This window comes from Pseudomonas bharatica CSV86, from assembly GCF_000319305.2.
GTDB classification, from domain to species: Bacteria; Pseudomonadota; Gammaproteobacteria; order Pseudomonadales; family Pseudomonadaceae; genus Aquipseudomonas; species Aquipseudomonas bharatica.
The window spans coordinates 36,640-57,413 of the sequence record NZ_AMWJ02000007.1 but is presented as its reverse complement, the minus strand read 5'-3'; the positions used below and the strand labels follow the sequence as shown (position 1 = coordinate 57,413).

The 20,774-nt window shown below is 63.0% G+C and carries 19 protein-coding genes, 5 tRNA genes and 3 pseudogenes; 17 read left to right on the top strand and 10 right to left on the bottom strand.

Translation table 11 applies throughout. From position 1 onward, the window contains the following. Positions 1–11 precede the first annotated feature (11 nt). Positions 12–959, top strand: a complete 948-nt coding sequence (gene ispH, locus CSV86_RS29775; protein WP_009403524.1) for a 4-hydroxy-3-methylbut-2-enyl diphosphate reductase — start codon at positions 12–14, stop codon at positions 957–959. On the opposite strand, the gene CSV86_RS29770 is transcribed toward ispH, so the two are convergent. Beyond that, positions 952–1,458 (bottom strand): GspH/FimT family pseudopilin, encoded by a 507-nt coding sequence (locus CSV86_RS29770; protein ID WP_009403523.1) that lies wholly within the window; start codon positions 1,456–1,458, stop codon positions 952–954. The genes ispH and CSV86_RS29770 overlap by 8 nt on opposite strands. 107 nt (positions 1,459–1,565) lie before the next feature. Here CSV86_RS29770 and pilV point away from each other — a divergent pair, with 107 nt between their 5' ends. The 5 genes from pilV to thiO all read left to right on the top strand — a co-directional run bounded on the left by pilV (position 1,566) and on the right by thiO (position 4,676). Next, positions 1,566–1,916: a type IV pilus modification protein PilV gene (gene pilV, locus CSV86_RS29765; RefSeq protein ID WP_009403521.1), complete on the top strand. Its 351-nt coding sequence runs from the start codon at positions 1,566–1,568 to the stop codon at positions 1,914–1,916. 94 nt (positions 1,917–2,010) lie between these two features. Then, a complete protein-coding gene (locus CSV86_RS29760) occupies positions 2,011–2,556 on the top strand; it encodes a PilW family protein (RefSeq protein WP_240160684.1) in 546 nt (181 codons plus the stop codon). After that, complete coding sequence (locus CSV86_RS29755; RefSeq protein WP_080604788.1) at positions 2,546–3,106, top strand: PilX N-terminal domain-containing pilus assembly protein; 561 nt, start codon at positions 2,546–2,548, stop codon at positions 3,104–3,106. The genes CSV86_RS29760 and CSV86_RS29755 overlap by 11 nt, the downstream gene beginning before the upstream one ends. Then, positions 3,106–3,516, top strand: coding sequence for a type IV pilin protein (locus CSV86_RS29750; RefSeq protein WP_009403518.1), 411 nt, complete (start codon positions 3,106–3,108; stop codon positions 3,514–3,516). Before CSV86_RS29755 ends, CSV86_RS29750 begins: the two co-directional genes overlap by 1 nt. A gap of 56 nt (positions 3,517–3,572) precedes the next feature. Continuing rightward, complete coding sequence (thiO, locus tag CSV86_RS29745; protein WP_009403517.1) at positions 3,573–4,676, top strand: glycine oxidase ThiO; 1,104 nt, start codon at positions 3,573–3,575, stop codon at positions 4,674–4,676. A gap of 16 nt (positions 4,677–4,692) precedes the next feature. On the opposite strand, the gene CSV86_RS29740 is transcribed toward thiO, so the two are convergent. Together CSV86_RS29740 and CSV86_RS29735 are read right to left on the bottom strand one after the other, a co-directional pair. Further along, positions 4,693–4,923 carry a PP0621 family protein gene (locus tag CSV86_RS29740; protein WP_009403516.1) on the bottom strand — a complete coding sequence of 77 codons (231 nt, stop codon included), beginning with the start codon at positions 4,921–4,923 and terminating at the stop codon, positions 4,693–4,695. 104 nt (positions 4,924–5,027) lie between these two features. Beyond that, positions 5,028–6,044 carry an outer membrane protein assembly factor BamD gene (locus tag CSV86_RS29735; RefSeq protein WP_009403514.1) on the bottom strand — a complete coding sequence of 339 codons (1,017 nt, stop codon included), beginning with the start codon at positions 6,042–6,044 and terminating at the stop codon, positions 5,028–5,030. A gap of 151 nt (positions 6,045–6,195) precedes the next feature. Between CSV86_RS29735 and rluD the strand changes: the two genes are divergently transcribed. The 8 genes from rluD to CSV86_RS29695 all read left to right on the top strand — a co-directional run bounded on the left by rluD (position 6,196) and on the right by CSV86_RS29695 (position 13,611). Further along, positions 6,196–7,158, top strand: coding sequence for a 23S rRNA pseudouridine(1911/1915/1917) synthase RluD (rluD, locus tag CSV86_RS29730; protein WP_009403512.1), 963 nt, complete (start codon positions 6,196–6,198; stop codon positions 7,156–7,158). Beyond that, positions 7,155–7,895, top strand: a complete 741-nt coding sequence (pgeF, locus tag CSV86_RS29725; RefSeq protein WP_009403510.1) for a peptidoglycan editing factor PgeF — start codon at positions 7,155–7,157, stop codon at positions 7,893–7,895. The genes rluD and pgeF overlap by 4 nt, the downstream gene beginning before the upstream one ends. A gap of 124 nt (positions 7,896–8,019) precedes the next feature. Next, the gene (clpB, locus tag CSV86_RS29720; protein ID WP_009403508.1) at positions 8,020–10,584 is read left to right on the top strand and encodes an ATP-dependent chaperone ClpB; all 2,565 of its coding nucleotides are present in this window, start codon (positions 8,020–8,022) and stop codon (positions 10,582–10,584) included. 291 nt (positions 10,585–10,875) lie between these two features. Further along, positions 10,876–10,951: transfer RNA gene (locus CSV86_RS29715), tRNA-Asn, on the top strand. A gap of 10 nt (positions 10,952–10,961) precedes the next feature. After that, positions 10,962–11,038, top strand: a tRNA-Pro gene (locus CSV86_RS29710). Positions 11,039–11,043: 5 nt separating this feature from the next. Then, positions 11,044–11,119: transfer RNA gene (locus tag CSV86_RS29705), tRNA-Lys, on the top strand. Between the two features lie 98 nt (positions 11,120–11,217). Then, a tRNA-Pro gene (locus tag CSV86_RS29700) sits at positions 11,218–11,294 on the top strand. A 235-nt stretch (positions 11,295–11,529) separates the two neighbouring features. Next, on the top strand, positions 11,530–13,611 hold the full coding sequence (locus CSV86_RS29695; protein ID WP_037061513.1) for a multicopper oxidase family protein: 2,082 nt from the start codon (positions 11,530–11,532) through the stop codon (positions 13,609–13,611). 161 nt (positions 13,612–13,772) lie between these two features. Here CSV86_RS29695 and CSV86_RS29690 read toward each other — a convergent pair. The 3 genes and pseudogenes from CSV86_RS29690 to CSV86_RS29680 form a co-directional block, all read right to left on the bottom strand. After that, positions 13,773–15,067 (bottom strand): annotated as a pseudogene (locus tag CSV86_RS29690) (NAD(P)/FAD-dependent oxidoreductase). 90 nt (positions 15,068–15,157) lie between these two features. Further along, a pseudogene (locus tag CSV86_RS29685) lies at positions 15,158–15,330 on the bottom strand (DUF3094 family protein). 273 nt (positions 15,331–15,603) lie between these two features. Further along, positions 15,604–16,233 carry a DUF1780 domain-containing protein gene (locus tag CSV86_RS29680; RefSeq protein ID WP_009403501.1) on the bottom strand — a complete coding sequence of 210 codons (630 nt, stop codon included), beginning with the start codon at positions 16,231–16,233 and terminating at the stop codon, positions 15,604–15,606. 140 nt (positions 16,234–16,373) lie between these two features. On the opposite strand from CSV86_RS29680, the gene CSV86_RS29675 reads away from it, so the two are divergent. Continuing rightward, positions 16,374–17,057, top strand: a complete 684-nt coding sequence (locus tag CSV86_RS29675; RefSeq protein ID WP_009403499.1) for an energy-coupling factor ABC transporter permease — start codon at positions 16,374–16,376, stop codon at positions 17,055–17,057. On the opposite strand, the gene yacG is transcribed toward CSV86_RS29675, so the two are convergent. The 4 genes and pseudogenes from yacG to CSV86_RS29655 form a co-directional block, all read right to left on the bottom strand. Then, positions 17,054–17,260, bottom strand: coding sequence for a DNA gyrase inhibitor YacG (gene yacG / locus CSV86_RS29670; RefSeq protein WP_009403497.1), 207 nt, complete (start codon positions 17,258–17,260; stop codon positions 17,054–17,056). The genes CSV86_RS29675 and yacG overlap by 4 nt on opposite strands. After that, positions 17,257–17,880, bottom strand: coding sequence for a dephospho-CoA kinase (gene coaE / locus CSV86_RS29665; protein WP_009403495.1), 624 nt, complete (start codon positions 17,878–17,880; stop codon positions 17,257–17,259). Before coaE ends, yacG begins: the two co-directional genes overlap by 4 nt. Continuing rightward, a pseudogene (locus tag CSV86_RS29660) lies at positions 17,880–18,748 on the bottom strand (prepilin peptidase). The gene coaE and the pseudogene CSV86_RS29660 overlap by 1 nt, the downstream one beginning before the upstream one ends. A gap of 2 nt (positions 18,749–18,750) precedes the next feature. Then, the gene (locus tag CSV86_RS29655; protein ID WP_009403490.1) at positions 18,751–19,956 is read right to left on the bottom strand and encodes a type II secretion system F family protein; all 1,206 of its coding nucleotides are present in this window, start codon (positions 19,954–19,956) and stop codon (positions 18,751–18,753) included. Positions 19,957–20,164: 208 nt separating this feature from the next. Here CSV86_RS29655 and CSV86_RS29650 point away from each other — a divergent pair, with 208 nt between their 5' ends. Together CSV86_RS29650 and CSV86_RS29645 are read left to right on the top strand one after the other, a co-directional pair. Then, positions 20,165–20,581 (top strand): pilin, encoded by a 417-nt coding sequence (locus CSV86_RS29650; RefSeq protein WP_037061510.1) that lies wholly within the window; start codon positions 20,165–20,167, stop codon positions 20,579–20,581. A gap of 57 nt (positions 20,582–20,638) precedes the next feature. Further along, positions 20,639–20,714 (top strand) — tRNA-Thr (locus CSV86_RS29645). The last annotated feature ends 60 nt before the right edge of the window (positions 20,715–20,774 follow it).

Genomic DNA, 20,774 nt, shown 5'->3' with positions numbered 1-20,774 from the left:
GGGAGTCCCTCATGCAGATCAAACTCGCCAACCCTCGTGGCTTCTGTGCCGGCGTGGACCGGGCGATCGAAATCGTCAACCGTGCGCTGGAAGTCTTCGGGCCGCCGATCTATGTGCGTCACGAAGTGGTGCACAACAAGTTCGTCGTCGAAGACCTGCGCGCCCGCGGGGCCATCTTCGTCGAAGAGCTGGACCAGGTTCCGGACGACGTAATTGTCATCTTCAGTGCCCATGGTGTTTCCCAGGCCGTGCGCCAGGAGGCTGCCGGGCGCGGCCTGAAGGTGTTCGACGCCACCTGTCCGTTGGTGACCAAGGTGCATATCGAAGTCGCACGCTACAGCCGCGACGGCAAGGAATGCATCCTGATTGGCCATGCCGGGCACCCGGAAGTCGAAGGCACCATGGGCCAGTACGACGACAGCAATGGTGGCTCCATCTATCTGGTCGAAGACGAGGACGATGTTGCCAGGCTCGAGGTGCGCAACCCCGATAGACTGGCGTTCGTGACCCAGACTACGCTGTCGATGGACGACACCAGTCGCGTTATCGATGCCCTCCGCACGCGCTTCCCGAGCATCGGCGGGCCGCGCAAGGACGACATCTGCTACGCCACCCAGAACCGTCAGGATGCGGTGAAGCAGCTGGCCGACGAGTGCGACGTGGTGCTGGTGGTCGGCAGCCCGAACAGCTCCAACTCCAATCGCCTGCGCGAGTTGGCCGAGCGCATGTCCACCCCGGCCTACCTGATCGATGGTGCCGAGGATCTGCAGCGCAACTGGTTCGACGGTGTCGAGCGGGTCGGCATCACCGCCGGGGCTTCGGCGCCGGAAGTGCTGGTGCGTGGTGTGATCCAGCAACTGCGCGAGTGGGGAGCCAGCGGAGCGGAAGAGCTCGATGGCCGTGAGGAGAATGTTACCTTCTCCATGCCCAAGGAATTGCGGGTTCGTACAATCAGTTGATATCCCGGTTGCATAGCGGCTGGTCGGGTGGTGCATGCTCCACTCTGACCCGGCCGCTGGGCGACAGCCGGACCTGATACAGGCGTTCCTGTCCGGGCACCCCGCATACCAGCAGGGTGCCGGCCTGGAAGGCTCCTCTCTCGCGCAGTGGTGCGCCCAGTCCGCTGAATCGCACTCTCCGCGCGACCGGTTGATTACCGATCACCTTGATTCCACCCCTCATCGAATATTCTCGTAACAATGGCGTGCCTGCCTGTTCCGGCAGCATCTTCCAGCCTTTGCTCCAGTCATCCTCCAATGCTTGCAGCACGACCACCCGGTTGCGCAGCAACGCTTCGCTGCGTGTGGCGCGCAGTGCTTGGGCGAGGCTCTCGGCGACGGCCTGCTGTTGCAAGTCGTGGCTCATTTTTCCGTAGGCCGATGTTCCCAGCTGTGTCAGAAGGGCCAGTAGGCCGACTGCGAACAGCATCTGGATCAGTGTTACTCCCTGTTGCTTCATCGTGCGTTCCTCCCTGGAAGTGCTTCGCTTAGGTTCCTGCGTCGGGTCGGGTGATGTCGAGTCGGCCAGGGTTGCGTTTTGCCGGGGAAAGTTCGCAGGAGGCAGGTATGGCAGGGAAGCGACAGCAGGGGGTTACCCTGATCGAGGTGATGGTGGCGCAGGTGGTGCTGGCGCTTGGGCTGCTGGGAGCGGCGGGTCTGCAGTTGCGCTCGGTGCAAGGGACAGACAGTGCGCGAATGGTCAGCCAGGCGGCATTTATCGCTCATGGCATGCGGGAGCGAACGCGCTCGGTCCGCGGCGTCGATGGTCGCGATCAGGATGAGTTTCAGCGGCAGCTCGCGGCCTTCGCTGGCGCTTCGGCGCGGGGTACATTGCGCGGAAATGGTGTACTGCTGAGCTGGAGCGACGAGCGCGGTGGGGGAGAGGCGCGTTCCATCGAATTGGGGGCTTCGCGATGAAGGCAGCGGCGGGCTTCAGTCTGGTCGAGATGCTCCTCGCGCTGAGCCTGGGGTTGTTGCTTTTGGTTGGGGGAGCCGGGTATTTATCGGCGCCTTGCACAGCTGGACGGTGCAGGAAGCGGCGGCGCGGTTGCAGGAGGATGCGCGTTTGGTGTTGCACCGAATGGCGGGGGATATTCGCATGGCCGGGATGTTTGGCTGCCTGCGTCAGGACTCCATCGGCTTTCCTGATGCAGCTACAGCGCGGTTGTTCGAGCAGCCGATCCGGGTTGATCACACTGCTGAGGGTGGATTGCGAAGCCTGACCCTGATCAGCGCCCAGTGGGGCGAGCTGGCTGGCGCTCCCGACTGGACGCTGACGACCGATTGCCTGGCCAGCGCCACGGTTGTGAAAGGCCGTGCAACCGCCGGCCCCGGCCAGTTCGCGGTGCCCATCCGTCAGCAGACCTACCGACTCGACGGTCGTAGCCTGTTGCTTGGCAGTGGGGGCAGCAGTGCGGTGCTGGTCGACAATATCGGGCGATTCGGTGTTCGTCGGGATGAGGATCGGATGCTGCTCAGCCTGACGTTGGAGGATCCCGGACAGCGGGTGCGCCCGCAGACTTACGAACTCACCGTGGTCCTGCGTAATGCCCAGTAATCAAAAGCGACGCGAACCCTGTGGGAGCTGGCTTGTCGGACCGCCGAACCGCAGCGATAGCAATAGTGAATTCACCACCGCTATCGCTGGCAAGCCAGCTCCCACAGGTCCGCGCCAGGCAAGAAAAATGCAACGAGGCGCAGTACTGGCACTGGTCATGATTCTATTGGTCCTGTTGGGCATCCTCGGCTGTTTCGCCATCCAGGCCAGCACCCAGCAAACCCGTATTGCCAGCAACCTGCTGGCTTCGATTCAGGCCTTCGAGACCGCAGAGGATCTTCTGTCCACCGCCGAAGCCCGCCTCGGCGGAACACCCCCATCCGGCTGGCAGCAGGTCGGTACGGGCCGCTACCTCATCCAGAACCTTGGTCAAACCAGCAAGGCCGTTGGCGTGCCGGCAGGTCTACCCGTCACCCTGTTCCGTATTACCGCCAGCGCCGAAGAACGCCAGGCCCGGATCACCCTGGAAAGCGTCGTGGCCTGGCCACTCTCGCCCGATCACGGCCCCGCCCGCCGCATCCTCTGGCGCCAGCTACCGGGAGAGTCTTGATGCAGCGCATGCAGAACGGCCTGAGCCTGATCGAGGTGTTGATTGTCGTCGCGCTGGTCGGCATGCTGGCGGGCATTGCCTACCCCGGCTACAGCGAGATGGTTCGCAAGGCCGCGCGCACGGAAATAAGCGCAATCCTGTACGAAAGCGCGCAGCACCTGGAGCAGCATCATTCCCGTACCGGCCGTTACCTCGATACCGAGGCGTCGATTGTCCCGCTGCCGGACGGAAACGCCCACTACCGCCTGAATGCCCGGCGCGAAGCCGACAGCTTCCTGCTGAGCGCCACCCGGCGCCCGGATGGTGCGATGGCCTTCGATGTGTGTGGTGACTTCGAGCTGGATCATCGTGGCGTGCGCGGCAATCCCGGTAGCGACGCAGATGCTGGCAACGGCTGCTGGGGTGGTTGAAGGCATTCATGGCGCCAGTGTGGCGTCGCGGTTCATTTCGGGTACTGGATCTACAGATGAGCAAGCAAGTAGTGATTGTGGGTGGCGGTGTGATCGGCCTGCTGACGGCATTCAACCTGGCCGCGGAAGTCGATCAGGTCGTCGTCTGCGACAAAGGCGGGCTGGGCGGCGAGTCGTCCTGGGCCGGCGGCGGTATCGTGTCGCCGCTCTACCCGTGGCGCTACAGCCCGGCGGTCACGGCCCTGGCGCATTGGTCGCAGGATTTCTATCCACAGCTCGGCGATCGCCTGCATGCTGCCACCGGCATCGATCCACAGGTCCATGTGACCGGTCTGTATTGGCTGGACCTGAACGACGAGGCCGAAGCGCTGGCCTGGGCCAGAAGGGAAGGGCGGCCGTTGAGCAAGGTGGCGGTAGCCGAAGCCTATTCGGCCGTGCCAGTCCTTGGGCCCGGTTTCGCCAGCGCCGTCTACATGGCCGGGGTCGCCAATGTGCGCAATCCCCGCTTGCTCAAGTCGCTCAAGGCGGCGTTGCAGAAACTGCCGAACGTGATCCTGAAAGAACATTGCCCGGTGACCGGTTTCATCCGCGAAGGTGAGCGTATCGCTGGCGTGGAAACGGTCGAAGGTGTCATCGCCGCCGATGAGGTGGTGCTGACTGCTGGCGCCTGGAGCGGCGACCTGTTGCGGCCCTTGGGCTTCGAGTTGCCAGTGGTACCGGTGAAAGGACAGATGATCCTGTTCAAGTGCGCGGAGGATTTCCTGCCGAGCATGGTCCTGGCCAAAGGACGCTACGCGATTCCGCGGCGAGACGGGCATATCCTGGTGGGTAGCACGCTGGAGCATGCCGGCTACGATAAAACCCCGACCGACGAAGCCCTGGACAGTCTACGGGCCTCTGCCATCGAGCTGGTTCCGGCATTGGCTGGCGCCGAGCTGGCAGGTCATTGGGCCGGGTTGCGTCCGGGCTCGCCGGAGGGTGTGCCCTACATCGGCCGGGTCCCTGGCTGCGAAGGGCTGTGGCTGAACTGCGGGCATTACCGCAATGGCCTGGTGCTGGCCCCAGCTTCATGCCAGTTGTTCAGCGACCTGCTGGCCGGACGCGAGCCGATCATCGATCCGGCACCCTACGCGCCGCAAGGACGCTTGCAGGCGATCTGACCTCTTTACTCAGGCCTCAGCGCTTTTCGCTAGGGCCTTGTTCGAGGTGTGCAGTGCTGCAATACCACTCGTTGCCACGGTGCAGCGCGCGGTCGTTGGGCAGGTGCACGCCGCAATGGGCGCAACGCACCATCTTGAGCGTGGCGTCCTGCTGTGGCTTCGACGAGGAGGCGTTGCCGGCCTTGAATTTGCGCCAAAGCCAGAAGGCGGCGGCGATCAGGGCAATCCAGAAAAGTAGGCGAACCATGATGTCCAGCTTATTCAGTGAAGATGCGGCAGTGTAGAAGAGCCGTCAGTCGCGGCCAATAAAAAAGGGAAGCCCAAGCTTCCCTTTTTTGTATTCGGTTGCGATCAGTCAAACACGCCGAACGTCATGTAGCTGAACCAGGAGCGGTCGTCATTGTTGCCTTCGGCTTCATGATTCTCTTCCTCCACGGCGTCGCCTTCCTTCGGCAGCAATTCCTCCGGAATGGCTTCCTTGGCGTCTTCGTACTGCTTGATCACGTCCTGGTTGGCGCGGGTTTCGCCCGGTGGCAACGGCGTGGCAGTGTTGATCAGGCCCAGGGTGGCCTTGGACAGCCAGGAGCGGTTGTCGGCCTCTTCCTGACGCGGAACGAACTGGCCATCGACCAGGCTCGGATGGTCAGGGTAGTTCAGCTTCAGGGTTTCCAGGCTGGTGGCGGCCAGGTCGTCCAGGTGCAGGCGCTGGTAGGCTTCGGTCATCACTGCCAGGCCGTCGCCGACCGATGGGGTTTCCTGGAAGTTCTCGACCACGTAGCGGCCACGGTTGGCGGCGGCGACATAGGCCTGGCGGGTCAGGTAGTAGTCGGCAACGTGGATTTCATAGGACGCCAGCAGGTTGCGCAGGTAGATCATGCGCTGCTTGGCGTCCGGCGCGTAGCGGCTGTTCGGGAAGCGGCTGGTGAGCTGGGCGAACTCGTTGTAGGAGTCGCGGGCGGCACCCGGGTCGCGCTTGGTCATGTCCAGCGGCAGGAAGCGCGCCAGCAGGCCGCGGTCCTGGTCGAACGAGGTGAGGCCCTTCAGGTAGTAGGCGTAATCGACGTTCGGGTGCTGCGGGTGCAGGCGGATGAAGCGCTCGGCCGCGGACTTGGCTGCTTCCGGCTCGGCGTTCTTGTAGTTCGCGTAGATCAGCTCCAGCTGCGCCTGGTCGGCGTAGCGACCGAACGGATAGCGGGACTCCAGGGCCTTCAGCTTGGAAGTGGCGCTGGTATAGCTGTGGTTGTCCAGGTCGGCCTGCGCCTGCTGGTACAGCTCGGCTTCGCTCAGGTTTTCGTCGACGACTTCCTTCGAAGAACAAGCAGCGGTGAGTCCGAGGATGGCGATCAGCAGCAGGTGTTTCACTTGCATGGCGGCTTGCGTCCCTATGACGGCCGCTGTCTTGGGCACGGCCGTCCTGTTATGATGAGCACCCCGTGGAGCACACCCGGGGCAAAAGACGCCGTATTTAACCACAAGCGCGCAGCCGAAACCAAAGGCTGTGCCGTCGCCTTGTCAGAGCATGTCCGAGATCATTCAACTTAGCGCAGAGGTACCGTCCGAAATGGGCGGGCAACGCCTCGACCAGGTCGCCGCCCAATTGTTCGCCGAGCATTCGCGCTCGCGTCTGTCCGCCTGGATCAAGGACGGCCTGCTGACCGTCGACGGCAACGTCATGCGGCCCCGTGACATCGTGCACGGCGGTTCCGTGCTGGCGCTGCAGGCCGAACAGGAAGCCCAGGGCGAGTGGGTGGCCCAGGATATCGAGCTGGACATCGTCTACGAAGACGACCAGATCCTGGTGATCAACAAGCCTGCTGGCCTGGTGGTCCACCCGGCTGCGGGCCATGCCGACGGCACCCTGCTCAACGCCTTGCTGCACCATGTGCCGGGGATCATCAACGTGCCGCGCGCGGGTATCGTGCACCGCCTCGACAAGGACACCACCGGTCTGATGGTGGTGGCCAAGACACTGGAAGCGCAGACCAGCCTGGTCACCCAGTTGCAGAGCCGCACGGTCAGCCGCATCTATGAATGCATCGTGGTTGGCGTGGTCACCGCCGGTGGCAAGATCAACGCGCCGATCGGCCGCCACGGCGGCCAGCGCCAGCGCATGGCGGTGACCGAGGGCGGCAAGCCGGCGGTCAGCCACTATCGCGTGCTCGAGCGCTTCCGCTCCCACACCCACGTGCGGGTCAAGCTGGAAACCGGTCGTACCCACCAGATCCGCGTGCACATGGCCCACGTCAACTTTCCGCTGGTTGGCGACCCCGTCTACGGCGGGCGCTTCCGCATTCCGCCGGCCGCCAGCCCGACCATGGTCGAGGCGGTCAAGACCTTCCCGCGCCAGGCCCTGCACGCGCGCTTCCTCGAACTGGAGCATCCGGAGACCGGCAAGCGCATGAAGTGGGAGTCTCCGCTGCCGGATGATTTCGTCTGGCTGCTGTCGTTGCTCAAGCAGGATCGCGAGGCCTTCATCGGATGAGCGACCTGGCCCCAAGCCTGCTGATTCCGGACTGGCCTGCGCCAGCCGGAGTCCGTGCGTGCGTGACCACGCGCGCGGGTGGGGTCAGTCTTGCTCCCTATGACACCTTCAACCTGGGTGACCATGTCGGCGATGCGCCAGGCGCGGTGGCCGAAAATCGTCGCCGTCTCACCGATGAATGTGCCGCCCGACCGGCCTGGCTCAAGCAGGTACACGGCCTTGCCGTCGCCTATGCCAACCCGCAGGTGATCGACGAGGCGGATGCCAGCTGGACCGACACGCCCGGCATCGCCTGCGCCGTGATGACCGCCGATTGCCTTCCCGCCCTGTTCTGCGATCGCGCCGGTACCCGGGTGGCCGCAGCCCATGCCGGCTGGCGCGGCCTGGCAGGTGGTGTGCTGGAAGCCACGCTCGACACCCTCGCTACCGATCCTGCCGATGTGCTGGTGTGGCTCGGCCCGGCCATCGGTCCGCAAGCCTTCGAAGTGGGTGCCGAGGTTCGCGAGGCGTTCATCGCAACCCATCCCGATGCGGATGCAGCCTTCGTTGCAGGCGCGCAGCCGGGCAAGTTCATGGCCGATATCTACCAGCTGGCGCGCATCCGTCTTGCGGCGCGCGGCGTCACTGCCGTTCATGGTGGCGGTTACTGCACCGTGAGCGACCCACGCTTCTTCTCCTATCGCCGTGCTTCCACCACCGGTCGCTTCGCCTCCCTGGTCTGGCTCGAATCACGCTGACCTGCGTCAACCCGTCTACGCTTGAATCTTCCAGAATGATCCCTATCTAGAGGGTATCTCAGGCAGGCTTTTCTTCATCAGGTGTGTCCATCGCTCCGGCCTGCCCTTTATAGGAAGGTAACTCATGCGTATAGACCGTTTGACCAGCAAGTTACAGCTGGCGTTATCCGATTCCCAATCCCTGGCCGTTGGCATGGACCATCCTGCCATCGAGCCCGTCCACCTGTTGCAGGCCCTGATCGACCAGCAGGGCGGTTCGATCAAACCGCTGCTGATGCAGGTCGGTTTCGACGTCAATGGCTTGCGGGCTGCGTTGAGCAAGGAACTCGACCAGTTGCCGAAGATCCAGAACCCCACTGGCGACGTGAACATGTCGCAGGACCTGGCGCGCCTGCTCAACCAGGCCGATCGCCTGGCCCAGCAGAAGGGTGACCAGTTCATCTCCAGCGAGCTGGTGCTGCTCGCCGCCATGGACGAGAACAGCAAGCTCGGCAAGTTGCTGCTGAGCCAGGGCGTGAGCAAGAAGGCCCTGGAGAATGCCATCAGCAACCTGCGCGGTGGCGAGGCGGTGAATGACCCTAACGCCGAAGAGTCGCGCCAGGCCCTGGACAAGTACACCGTCGACCTGACCAAGCGTGCCGAGGACGGCAAGCTCGATCCGGTGATCGGCCGTGACGACGAGATCCGCCGTACGATCCAGGTCCTGCAGCGGCGTACCAAGAACAACCCGGTATTGATCGGCGAGCCCGGCGTGGGTAAAACCGCCATCGCCGAGGGCCTGGCCCAGCGCATCATCAATGGCGAAGTACCGGATGGCCTCAAGGGCAAGCGCCTGCTGTCCCTGGACATGGGCGCACTGATCGCGGGCGCCAAGTTCCGCGGCGAGTTCGAGGAGCGCCTGAAAGCGTTGCTCAACGAGCTGTCCAAGCAGGAAGGCCAGATCATCCTGTTCATCGACGAACTGCATACCATGGTCGGCGCCGGCAAGGGCGAAGGCTCCATGGATGCCGGCAACATGCTCAAGCCGGCCCTGGCCCGTGGCGAGCTGCATTGCGTCGGCGCCACCACGCTGAACGAATACCGCCAGTACATCGAGAAGGACGCGGCGCTGGAGCGGCGTTTCCAGAAAGTGCTGGTGGAAGAGCCGAGCGAGGAAGACACCATCGCCATCCTTCGTGGCCTCAAGGAGCGCTATGAAGTGCACCACAAGGTGGCGATCACCGACGGTGCCATCATTGCTGCGGCCAAACTCAGCCATCGCTACATCACCGACCGGCAGTTGCCGGACAAGGCCATCGACCTGATCGACGAAGCCGCCAGCCGTATTCGCATGGAAATCGACTCCAAGCCGGAAGTGCTGGACCGTCTGGAGCGCCGCCTGATTCAGCTCAAGGTGGAATCCCAGGCGTTGAAGAAGGAAGACGACGAAGCTGCGCTCAAGCGCCTGGAGAAACTGACCGAGGAAATCGCCCGCCTAGAGCGCGAATACGCCGATCTGGAAGAGGTGTGGACGTCCGAGAAGGCCGAGGTGCAAGGTTCGGCGCAGATCCAGCAGAAGATCGAGCAATCCCGCCAGGAGCTGGAAGCAGCCCGGCGCAAGGGCGATCTGAGCCGCATGGCCGAGTTGCAGTACGGGGTCATTCCCGATCTGGAGCGCAGCCTGCAGATGGTCGACCAGCACGGCAAGGCCGATAACCAGCTGCTGCGCAACAAGGTGACCGAGGAGGAAATCGCCGAAGTCGTCTCGAAGTGGACCGGTATCCCGGTGTCGAAGATGCTTGAAGGCGAGCGGGAAAAACTGCTGAAGATGGAAAGCCTTCTGCACGAGCGGGTAATCGGCCAGGAAGAGGCGGTGGTGGCAGTCGCCAATGCGGTGCGGCGCTCCCGCGCCGGGCTGTCCGACCCGAACCGTCCGAGTGGCTCGTTCCTCTTCCTCGGCCCGACCGGTGTCGGCAAGACCGAACTGTGCAAGGCCTTGGCCGAGTTTCTCTTCGATACCGAGGAGGCCATGGTGCGCATCGACATGTCCGAGTTCATGGAAAAACACTCCGTGGCTCGTTTGATCGGCGCCCCGCCAGGCTATGTGGGTTATGAAGAGGGTGGTTACCTGACCGAGGCCGTGCGGCGCAAACCGTATTCGGTGGTGCTGCTGGACGAGGTGGAGAAGGCTCACCCGGATGTGTTCAACGTGCTTCTTCAGGTGCTGGAAGACGGTCGCCTGACTGACAGCCACGGACGCACGGTGGACTTCCGCAACACCGTGATCGTCATGACCTCCAACCTCGGTTCGGCGCAGATCCAGGATCTGGTGGGCGACCGTGAGGCGCAGCGTGCTGCGGTGATGGATGCCGTGGGCGCGCACTTCCGGCCGGAGTTCATCAACCGGATTGACGAAGTGGTGGTCTTCGAGCCTCTGGGCCGCGACCAGATTGCCGGCATTACGCAAATCCAGCTCGGACGCCTGCGCAGCCGACTGGCCGAGCGCGAGCTGAGCCTGGAGCTGAGCCCGGAAGCCCTGGACAAGCTGATCGCCGTCGGCTACGACCCGGTCTATGGCGCTCGGCCGCTGAAACGGGCGATCCAGCGCTGGATCGAGAACCCGCTGGCGCAGTTGATCCTGGCGGGCCGCTTCCTGCCGGGCACTGCGATCACGGCGAAAGTGGAAGGCGAGGAGATCGTTTTCGCCTGATTTTCCGCAGCTTGGATGAAGGCCCCGAAATTCGGGGCCTTTTTTCTTTGCATTTTCTTTCGAGTGCTTGTAAAGTGCGCCCCGCTGTAAGTCATCCCGGTTTCCAGGCAGTTTTGGAAATCTGAAAACAAGTTGCAAATCAGTAAGTTGAATGCAAATTGGGGGTTGACAAAGGTTTTGAAGGTTGTAGAATGACGCGCCTCAGAGACATGAACGCAGCGATGCACAAGGTCGATGGGTTCGAAGCGGTAGTGATACAGCGTTCGAAATTGCAGTAGATGAAATTGATGTTCCGCGATAGCTCAGTCGGTAGAGCAAATGACTGTTAATCATTGGGTCCCTGGTTCGAGTCCAGGTCGCGGAGCCAAATTTCAAGCCGGGGTATAGCGCAGTCCGGTAGCGCGCCTGCTTTGGGAGCAGGATGTCAGGAGTTCGAATCCCCTTACCCCGACCATTTTTGGGTCGTTAGCTCAGTTGGTAGAGCAGTTGGCTTTTAACCAATTGGTCGTAGGTTCGAATCCTACACGACCCACCATTTTCGAATCCGGTTCGCTGGGTTCGAATCTTAAAAGACTGGAACGCCATTAGCGCCCAGTCGTAAAAAAGGCGCCTTCATCGGTGCCTTTTTTTTACCGGGGTATAGCGCAGTCCGGTAGCGCGCCTGCTTTGGGAGCAGGATGTCAGGAGTTCGAATCCCCTTACCCCGACCATCTTCAGAAAAAGGGCACCTCGCAAGGGTGCCCTTTTTCGTTTTTGCAATGACCTTTTCCTGCCCCTTCCTGTTGCGCTTCTGCACCGACCTTCACTAGGGTTGGCTGCGCAGGGATAGCACTTAGCCATTTCTTTCACGGACTCCTTTCCGTGCCTTTCCCTGCGCCATGGCCAATCCTGGCAGGCGGGGAGCCTGCCAGGTTCGCCTTATTTCGACTATGCAGGAGCATTGGCATGACAGGACTTCACCGACACAGGCACCTCGCCCTGAGCGCATTGGCGTTGATGTGCGCCGCAGCGACGGCCCAGGCTGCGCAGGAACGTGCTTTCAATAACCCTCCCTCCCTCGAACAGGCCGCGCCGACCCTGGAGGCGGCCCGTGGCACGCTGCTGATGAGCGCGGAGCAGCCGGTCAATGCCGCTCCGCAACCCCACGCCGGTCGCGAGCGATTGCTGGACCTGGTGATCCAGTACACCCACAACACCATCTATAACCCGGGTACCAGAACCTACGTGCCGGTGTACCTGCGCAGCTACACCGGTACCGATGTCGACCCGCAGGTGCCGTTCGTCGCGCCGACGATCGACGTCACACCGGGTGACACGGTGCGTATCAACCTGGATAACCGTCTTCCACCGGATGAGACCTGCACGGCCACCGATCCGGCGAAAATGAACAATCCTCACTGTTTCAACGGCACCAACCTGCACTCCCATGGCCTGTGGGTCAGTCCGGCGGGCAATAGCGATAACGTGCTGCTCAAGATCAATCCCGAGCAAAAATTCCAATACGAATACAACATCCCGTCAGACCATCCGGCCGGTACCTTCTGGTATCACCCGCATCTGCACGGCTCCACGGCTTTGCAGGTGGGCAGCGGCATGGCTGGCGCCCTGGTGATTCGTGGCGATCGCTTGCCAAAGGCCGACAAGAGCGGCGCCATCGTACGTAACGGTGACATCGACACACTGCTCAAGCCGATCAAGGGGCAGGAATTCCCTGAGCGGCTGCTGGTGATGCAGCAGATTCCCTATGCCTGCGTCGGTGACAAGGGCGAGGGCCCGGTCAAGAAGAAAAAGATCGTGGAAAAGGGCCAGGAAATCGAAGTGGTCGACTGGAGTTGCAAGGAGGGCGAGATCGGCGTGGTCAAGTCCTATGACCAGTTCAGCCCGAAAGAGTGGCAGCGCTCCGGCCGCTACACCAGCATCAACGGCCTGGTGCAACCGGTATTCACGGCGCGGACCGGTGAAGTCCAGCGCTGGCGCCTGGTGCATGCCGGCATCCGCGACACCATCACCCTGAAAATCGTCAAGCTGAAGGATAACAAGCAGTTGAGCACGCTCGAGACGCCGCAGAGCGACGCCATCGACGCTGCCAAGGCCTTCATCGACCAGAGCTGCACCGGCGAGACCGTGCCGTACGAGGTGATTGCCGCCGATGGCCTGACCTACGCCAAGGCCCAGGGCAAGGAGACCGTGACGCTGCAGCCAGGCTATCGCCACGACCTGCTGGTGTCCTTCCCGAGCGACGGCGGATACTGCCTGATCGACGAATCTTCGCCACAGGCGGGCAGCGTCTCCCAGGAAAACAACACGCCTCAATTGCTGGGTTATGTAAAGGTCGAAGGCAAGGCGGTCAGTGATGGCAAGGAGCACATCAAGAACACCTTGATCGCGGCGGCGCAGAAGAACATGCCTGAAGGCCCGGTGCGCAGCAAGGTGGTCGCGGACCTGAAGGACGGCCTTCAGCTCAACAGCTTCGTGCCGCATCGTACCGTCGAGCAAAGCGAGTTGCAGCCTGAAGTGCAGAAACTGGTGTTCAACATCTTCCAGAACAAGGAAAAGGTGACCCAATTCGCCATCGGCGAAACAGCGGAAACCGCCAAGGCCTACCAGCCGGGTGTGGTTGACCGTGAGCTGAAGCTGGGCAACGCCCAGCAATGGCAGTTGCAGTCGGCGTTGGCCGGGCATCCGTTCCATATCCACGTGAACCCGTTCCAGATCGAGAAGATCATCGGCCCGGACGGCAAGACCGACCTCAGCGAGCCGGGCGCCGTGGACGTGGATGGCGATACGCAGTACGCGGGCCTCAAGGGCGTCTGGAAAGACACCCTGTTCGTCAAGCCCGGGGTAAAGAACAAGGCTGATCCGAACAAGCTCGACTACTACACCGTCTACGTCAACACCCGCTACGAGCGCTACATCGGCGAGTTCGTCCTGCACTGCCACATCCTCGACCACGAGGACCAGGGCATGATGCAGAACGTACGGATTTCTCTGGATGGCAAATCCGGCGATGCCCACAGCGGGCATTAAAAAAACCGGGCCCTGATGGGCCCGGTTTTTCTTTGTCCTTTCCGGCCTCATCGCACAAAGTCCGTGGCGCACGCGCAACCTGTGGGAGCTGGCTTGTCGGGACGCCGCACCGCAGCGATGAGGCCCTGTCAGTCACTCAAAGGCTGAATGACTCACCGCCATCAGTGCAGCTTCAACCGCGGCTCGGTCCCCCGCCCGATCCGGCTGCCGAGCATCAGCATCAAGGTGCGGAACGTGCCGTACAGCGCCATCTGGTGCATGCGATACAGCGATACGTAGAACATCCGCGCCAGCCAGCCTTCGAGCATGACGCTGCCGGTCAGGTTACCCATCAGGTTGCCCACTGCCGAGAACCGCGACAGCGATACCAGCGAGCCGTAGTCACGGTAGGCGTAGGTCGCCAGCGGTTTGCCTTCCAGGCGAGCCTTCAGGCTTTTCGCCAGCAGCGAGGCCTGCTGATGCGCTGCCTGCGCCCGTGGCGGCACATTGCGGTCGCTGCCGGGCTGCGGGCAGGCCGCGCAGTCGCCGAAGGCGAAGATATTGTCGTCCAGGGTGGTTTGCAGGGTGGGGCGCACCACCAGCTGGTTGATCCGGTTGGTTTCCAGCCCGTCGATATCCTTGAGGAAGGCAGGAGCGCGAATCCCCGCCGCCCAGACTTTCAGGCCGGCTTCGATCACGTCGCCGTTGGCGGTCTTCAGGCTGTCGGCATTGACTTCGCTGACGGCGGCGTTGGTCATCACCTTCACGCCGAGTTTTTCCAGGGTCTGGTGCACTGGCACGCTGATGCGTTCCGGCAGCGCAGGCAGTACCCGCGGGCCGGCCTCGATGAGGGTGATGTGCATGTCTTCCGGCTTGATCCGGTCCAGACCGTAGGCCGCCAGTTCATGGGCAGCGTGGTGCAGTTCGGCGGCCAGTTCGACACCGGTGGCACCGGCGCCGACGATGGCGACGCTGATCTTTTCCTTGGCCTGGTCACCGGCATGGGCGCGCAGGTAATGGTTGAGCAACTGCTGGTGGAACCGCTCGGCCTGCTTGCGGGTATCGAGGAACAGGCAATGCTGCGCCGCGCCCAGGGTGCCGAAGTCGTTGGTATTGCTGCCAACGGCGATCACCAGGGTGTCGTAGCCCAGGGTACGTGCAGGCAGCAACTCGCGACCCTCTTCGTCGAGGGTGGCGGCGAGCTGGATCTGCTGGCTGGCGCGATCAAGACCGCTCATGCGCCCGAGCTGGAACTGGAAGTGATTCCACTTGGCCTGGGCCACGTAGTTCAGTTCGTCTTCCGAGGAGTTCAGCGAGCCGGCGGCCACTTCGTGCAGAAGGGGCTTCCAGATGTGGGTCAGGTTGGCGTCGACCAGGGTGATCTCGGCGCTGCCTTTTTACCCAGGGTCTTGCCCAGGCGGGTCGCCAGTTCCAGGCCGCCGGCGCCGCCGCCGACAATCACGATACGGTGAGTCATGGAGATATCTCATAAGGTTTACGGAATTCGGATTCGTGGCCTGAGTGACCGTCCGCGCAGGGCGGACGGAGCGGGCGAGCGCAAGGCAGCTCATAGCACCAACAAACTCAGGAGGCGACTCAACAGGCCCAGACCCACGGTCACGCCCACCACCAGGACAAGGAGCAGCCAGGGCCGGAAAGGCTTGCGCTCGACTTGATGATGGGGGCTTGCAGGTATTGATCGACACGTCGCTGGTCTTCAGGGGTCAGGCGGCTGGTCATGGTGGCCTCGGCAAGGTAGACGCTTGTGACTGTGGGAAAGCTACAGTGTTCACTGTAGCCGTTTGCCACTGGCGTACCTGCCGGCAACTGCTCGGGAGCGGAATGATGCGTTTTGTATCACCGCTGTCGGGTTTCTGCCAATCCTGCTTTTGCAGGAGGCTGGATTTGCGGTGATCTTCAGGGCCTCATCGCTGGCAAGCCAGCTCCCACAGGGATTAGCGGCGCCGCGGATACTGTGGGCTTGTCGGACCGCCGCACCGCAGCGATGGGGGCCTAAAGGCTGATACCCACATCGAAAACAATGCTGCGCCCCAGATTGCTGCGCAGGAAATCCGGCGCATCCGGATGGGCGAAGATCACCCGGGCAAAGGTCGGCCCGACCAGCGACAACGACCGCCACCCCTGGCGCAAATACTCGGTCGGCGCCGGAAAGTGGCTGTTCAGGTCCAGTGTTTCCCGCTTCAGGGCGGTGAAGGCGATGATATCCAGCTCGCCCAGGTCCAGCCCGCGCTCGCGGTAGTTGTGCGCCTTCTTGCGCAAGGTCGGCGCCAGGCGCTGCAACAGCTCCGGTGCGCCGATCCGTCGTGGCCGGGCTTCGCGGCGCACCAATTGCGCCAGGGAAAACGCACTGCGCCGCCGCTGCAACTCCTCGCGCCATTCGTCGTTCAAGCGACGCCCCTCATCCAGGACGAAAAACACCTCGAACGCGGCATCGCGGAACAAAACATCCGGCGGCTCTTGCCCGGCGGGGGTGAAGTCCTCGCTACGGTAGGGAATGTTCAAGCCTTGCAGCAGGCGCTGGCAGACCCAACGCTCGCGTTCCCATTTGCGGGCATTGGACAGGAACGCATTGGCTTGTTCGGCCTGGAGGGTGAGCAGGCGCAGGTAGTCTGAGTCGTCCATGGCAACAAGCTTAGCGCCCAATTGCCCGCTTGCGCGGAGCAAGTGGCTGATTCTGGTCGGGTTTGCCTGCCCCAGCGCAGGGCAGGAGGGCGGGGCGGGTGTAGACTTCGAGGATTCCCCGTGAACAAGGGCTGCCTGCCGTGATCTCTGCGCATCTGCTATCGGACCTGAGCCTGACCCTGGGCTGGCTGGCCTTCGTGCCCTTGCTCCTGTGGGCGGTGGCGCGCACGCGCTGGGTCGAGCTGTTCACCGACAGCCGGCGCCAGCATCTGCTGTTCGGCACGGTGTTCGCGCTGTTCGCCCTGTGGCTGGTACGCCGCGATTTCGATACTGGTGTGTCCTACCACTTTATCGGCATGACCGCCGTCACCCTTCTGCTGGACTGGCCACTGGCGGTGCTCGGCGCTTTCCTCGCCCAACTTGGGCTTATCGCCCTGGGCCGCCAGGACCTTGCCGCCATGGGCGTCAACGGTGTGCTGCTGATCGGGGTTCCGGTACTGGTCACCGAATGCTGCGCGATCCTTGTCGAGCGGGCGCAGCCGCGCAACCTGTTCGTGTATATCTTCTGTTCGGGATTCTTCGCCGCGGCGTTGTCGGCACTGCTGTGCCTGCTGGCGAGTCTGGGTGTGCTGTGGCTGGACGGGCGTTTCGCGATGCCGGTATGGCTGGAGGACTTTATCGGCTACCTGTGGCTGATCATGTTCCCCGAAGCCTTTATCAACGGCATGGTGATCAGTGCGCTGGTGGTGTTCCGCCCGGAATGGCTGGAGACCTTCAACAGGACCCGCTATCTGCAGGCCCCGTGGAAGGACGACGAACCTTAATGGTGGTCGCGCGGCATGAGTTCGCCGGAAAACAGCTCATCCTCGGCATCCGGTGCCACCGGAATCTTGTGCTCTTCGGCAGCCCAGGCGCCCAGGTCGATCAACTTGCAGCGATCCGAGCAGAATGGCCGGTAGGTGCTGGCGCTGCTCCATTCGACGGGTGCGCCACAGGTCGGGCAATCAACGGTGATGGGCTGGCTCATTCACGGCCTCCTCGTAAAGTCAGGTAGAAAGTGTGCAGTCGGTCGACCTCCGCGTGCAGCCAGGCGATATCGCGGTCATTGACCAGGATGTCGTCGGCGTGGCGCAGGCGTTCCTCGCGATTGGCCTGGGCCTTGAGGATGGCCTGGACCTGCTCGGGGCTGGTCTGGTCGCGCAGCAGGGTGCGTTCGATCTGCAGGTCTTGCGGCGCATCGATCACCAGCAGGCGGTCGGTGCGCTTGTATTGGCCCGACTCGATCATCAAGGGTGAAACGAATACCGCATATGGCGACTCGGCCTTGGCCAGGTAGCTGAAAATCTCCTGGCCGATCAGCGGATGCAGCAGGGCCTCGACCCAGCGACGCTGCTCCGGGTCGGCGAAGATCACCTGGCGCAGGGCGGCGCGGTCGAGCTGGCCATCTTCCAGCAACATGCCGGGACCGAAGCGTTCGACGATGCTGGCCAGGGCCGGGCGTCCGGGCTCGACCACCCAGCGCGCGGCCTGGTCGGCGTCCACCAGGTGCACGCCCAGCTCGACGAAACGTTGCGCGGCCGCACTCTTGCCGCTGCCGATGCCTCCGGTGAGGCCGAGAATCCAGGGGGTGAAAGCGGGCGTTGTCATCAGGATCCAGCGAAATGCAGATAGGAAGCGGGTATTTGACCACCCCAGAGCAGCGCGATCCACCCCGCGAGCGCCAGATAGGGACCGAAGGGTATAGGCGTGCCGGCCTGCTGGCCCCGGGTGCGAAGCAGGATCAGGCCGATCAGCGCCCCTGTCACCGAGCTCAACAGCAGGGTAAAAGGCAGGATCTGCCAGCCGCCCCAGGCCCCGAGGGCCGCCAGCAGCTTGAAGTCCCCGTAGCCCAAGCCGTCCTTGCCGGTGACCAGGCGAAACAGCCAATACACCGACCACAGGACCAGGTACCCGGCAACCGCCCCCATAGCGCCTGGTCCAGCGGCACGAACAGACCGAACGCATTGACGATCAAGCCCAGCCACAGCAGTGGCAGCACCAGCACGTCGTGCAGCAACTGGTGCTCGATATCGATCAGGCTCAGGGCCAGCAGGCCCCAGCTCAACAGCATGAACGCTGCCGCATGGGCGCTGACCCCGAAGTGCCAGGCAGCGAACAGGGTCAGCACGGCACTGGCCAGCTCCACCAGCGGGTAACGGCAACTGATGCGGCTGTTGCAGGCAGAGCAGCGCCCGCGCAGCAACAGATAGCCGAGAAGCGGAAGGTTTTCCCAGGGGCGGATCCGATGCTGGCAATGCGGACAATGGGAAGGCGGGAGAAACAGATCGAGGCGCTGCCTGGCCGGGGCCGCCGGCAACCCCAGGACTTCTCGGGCTTCGTCCTGCCAGCGCCGCTCCATCATCAAGGGCAGGCGATATACCAGCACATTGAGGAAGCTGCCAACGATCAACCCCAGCAGAACAGCGCTGCCGAGATAGATGGTCGGATGGCTGGCGAACAGGTCCCACAGGCTCATGGTCAGATCACGCTACCCAACTGGAAGATCGGCAGGTACATGGCTATCACCAGGCTGCCGATCAGAAGACCGAGGACCAGCACGATCACCGGTTCGAGCAGGCTGGTGAGGTTTTCCATCAGTTGATCGATGGACTGCTCATGGTGATTGGCGATGCGATCGAGCATATCGTCGAGGGTGCCGGATGTCTCGCCGATACTGCACATCTGCACGCAAAGATGGGGAAACAGCGGGCTGGCGCGCATCGCCGTGCTGAGCGCCAGGCCATTGCCGAGGTCCTGGCGCAGGCGGCGGATCGCCCGTTCATAGAGTGCATTGCCACTGGCCTTCGCCACGGGTACCAGCGCGTCGGTCAGCGGTATGCCTGCGGCAAGGCAGGTGTGCAGGGTGCGGGCGAAACGCGCCATTGCCGCATGCTGCAACAGCCTGCCCACCAGCGGCAGGCGGTGAGCCAGGCCCAGCACCCGCAGGTGAAAGGCCTGGTGGTGACGAAAGAGCTGGCGCACACCGACGGCTGCCAGCACCAACGCCAGGCTCAGGGCCAGGATGTGGGCGGACAGCCAGTCGGCGAGGCCGATGACCATCCGGGTAAAGGGTGGAAGCTCCGAGCCCATCCCGGCGAACAGCACCTCGAATTGCGGCACCACCTGCAACAGCAGCAGGCTGGCAACGCCCAGTCCGACCATCAACACCAGCAGCGGATAGAGCATCGCCTTGCGCATGCGCGAGCGCAGGGCGGCGCGCTTTTCCTGGTAGGTCGCCAGCTGGTCCAGCAGGACATCCAGGCGTCCCGACGCTTCGCCCACCGCCACCAGGTTGCAATACAGGGCATCGAAATAGCGCGGATGCTTGCGCAGCGATTCGGCCAGGCTGTTGCCCGCGCTGATGTCGCGCTTCAGCTCGGCCAGCAGCTTGATCATGCGTGGGTGGCGGCTGCCGTCGGCGATGATGTCCAGGCCATGCAGCAAGGGAATTCCCGCCTGGAACAGCGTGGCGAGATGGCGGCTGAGCTGGGTCAGTTGTGCGGCATCGAGTTGCCGCGACCAGCGCAGGGCCGCGAGGCGTCGCGAATGGCGGATGCGGGTGGTATGGATACCGCGTTTGCGCAACATGGCCTTGACCAGCGCCGGGCTCTGCCCGTCACTGCGGCCGCTGACCCGGGCGCCGTTACGGTCGACGCCCTGCCAGCTATAGGTTCTGGTTTTCATGTGATGCCACGTCCTTGTCGCAATTGGCCAAACACAATTTCCGTTACAGCTCCAGCCGGCAGCGTTACCCGGCCCGCACTAGAGTAGACGAGCCACGCCGGGCGGCCCTGTTCAGCGAGGTGACAAAAGATGTCGGTTCGGGCCTACTGGCGCGCTTGCCGGCCTGCCCGGCCGAAATGACCTGGAATTCGAGAGGGGAAGCATGCCCATGAGGATGCAACGCGGTATTACATTGATCGAGCTGATGATCGTGATCGCCATCATTGGCCTGCTGATGACCATTGCCTTGCCGTTCTACACCGACCACCAGGCGCGAACCAAGGCCACGGCCGGCCTTGCCGAGATCAGCGCCCTGAAGACCGCCTTCGAAGTGCGCCTCAGCCAGGCCCAGGACATCACCGGCCCGACCCAGCTCGGCGGCCAGGAGCGCACCGCCCACTGCACCATCACCGCCGCGGGAACCGCCTCCGCCGGCACCGGCAGCATCACCTGCGCCCTGCTCGACGCCCCGGCCCCGGTGCAAGGCAAGGTCCTCACCCTGACCCGCTCCGCCAGCGGCTGGGCCTGCAGCACCGACGCCAGCGAAGATCTCGCGCCGAAGGGGTGTACCAGCACGGCTCAATAGTCGTTATGAAACAGTGAATTGCGTAACCCGCGCGGCAGTGGTAGCGTTGCTGCCACCGCCGGTGTAGCTCAGTCGGTAGAGCAGCGCACTCGTAACGCGAAGGTCGCAGGTTCGATTCCTGTCTCCGGCACCAGTAAAATCGAGGCTTGCAGCGATGCAGGCCTTTTTTGTTTTCACGGCGGGCTAGCATGGG

Excerpts from the sequence above, each read along its gene's own strand:
- ispH (WP_009403524.1), top strand. The coding sequence starts at position 12 with ATGCAGATCAAACTCGCCAACCCTCGTGGCTTCTGTGCCGGCGTGGAC.
- CSV86_RS29770 (WP_009403523.1), bottom strand. The coding sequence starts at position 1,458 with ATGAAGCAACAGGGAGTAACACTGATCCAGATGCTGTTCGCAGTCGGC.
- pilV (WP_009403521.1), top strand. The coding sequence starts at position 1,566 with ATGGCAGGGAAGCGACAGCAGGGGGTTACCCTGATCGAGGTGATGGTG.
- CSV86_RS29755 (WP_080604788.1), top strand. The coding sequence starts at position 2,546 with ATGCCCAGTAATCAAAAGCGACGCGAACCCTGTGGGAGCTGGCTTGTC.
- CSV86_RS29750 (WP_009403518.1), top strand. The coding sequence starts at position 3,106 with ATGCAGCGCATGCAGAACGGCCTGAGCCTGATCGAGGTGTTGATTGTC.
- thiO (WP_009403517.1), top strand. The coding sequence starts at position 3,573 with ATGAGCAAGCAAGTAGTGATTGTGGGTGGCGGTGTGATCGGCCTGCTG.
- CSV86_RS29740 (WP_009403516.1), bottom strand. The coding sequence starts at position 4,923 with ATGGTTCGCCTACTTTTCTGGATTGCCCTGATCGCCGCCGCCTTCTGG.
- CSV86_RS29735 (WP_009403514.1), bottom strand. The coding sequence starts at position 6,044 with ATGCAAGTGAAACACCTGCTGCTGATCGCCATCCTCGGACTCACCGCT.
- rluD (WP_009403512.1), top strand. The coding sequence starts at position 6,196 with ATGTCCGAGATCATTCAACTTAGCGCAGAGGTACCGTCCGAAATGGGC.
- pgeF (WP_009403510.1), top strand. The coding sequence starts at position 7,155 with ATGAGCGACCTGGCCCCAAGCCTGCTGATTCCGGACTGGCCTGCGCCA.
- clpB (WP_009403508.1), top strand. The coding sequence starts at position 8,020 with ATGCGTATAGACCGTTTGACCAGCAAGTTACAGCTGGCGTTATCCGAT.
- CSV86_RS29695 (WP_037061513.1), top strand. The coding sequence starts at position 11,530 with ATGACAGGACTTCACCGACACAGGCACCTCGCCCTGAGCGCATTGGCG.
- CSV86_RS29680 (WP_009403501.1), bottom strand. The coding sequence starts at position 16,233 with ATGGACGACTCAGACTACCTGCGCCTGCTCACCCTCCAGGCCGAACAA.
- yacG (WP_009403497.1), bottom strand. The coding sequence starts at position 17,260 with ATGAGCCAGCCCATCACCGTTGATTGCCCGACCTGTGGCGCACCCGTC.
- coaE (WP_009403495.1), bottom strand. The coding sequence starts at position 17,880 with ATGACAACGCCCGCTTTCACCCCCTGGATTCTCGGCCTCACCGGAGGC.
- CSV86_RS29655 (WP_009403490.1), bottom strand. The coding sequence starts at position 19,956 with ATGAAAACCAGAACCTATAGCTGGCAGGGCGTCGACCGTAACGGCGCC.
- CSV86_RS29650 (WP_037061510.1), top strand. The coding sequence starts at position 20,165 with ATGAGGATGCAACGCGGTATTACATTGATCGAGCTGATGATCGTGATC.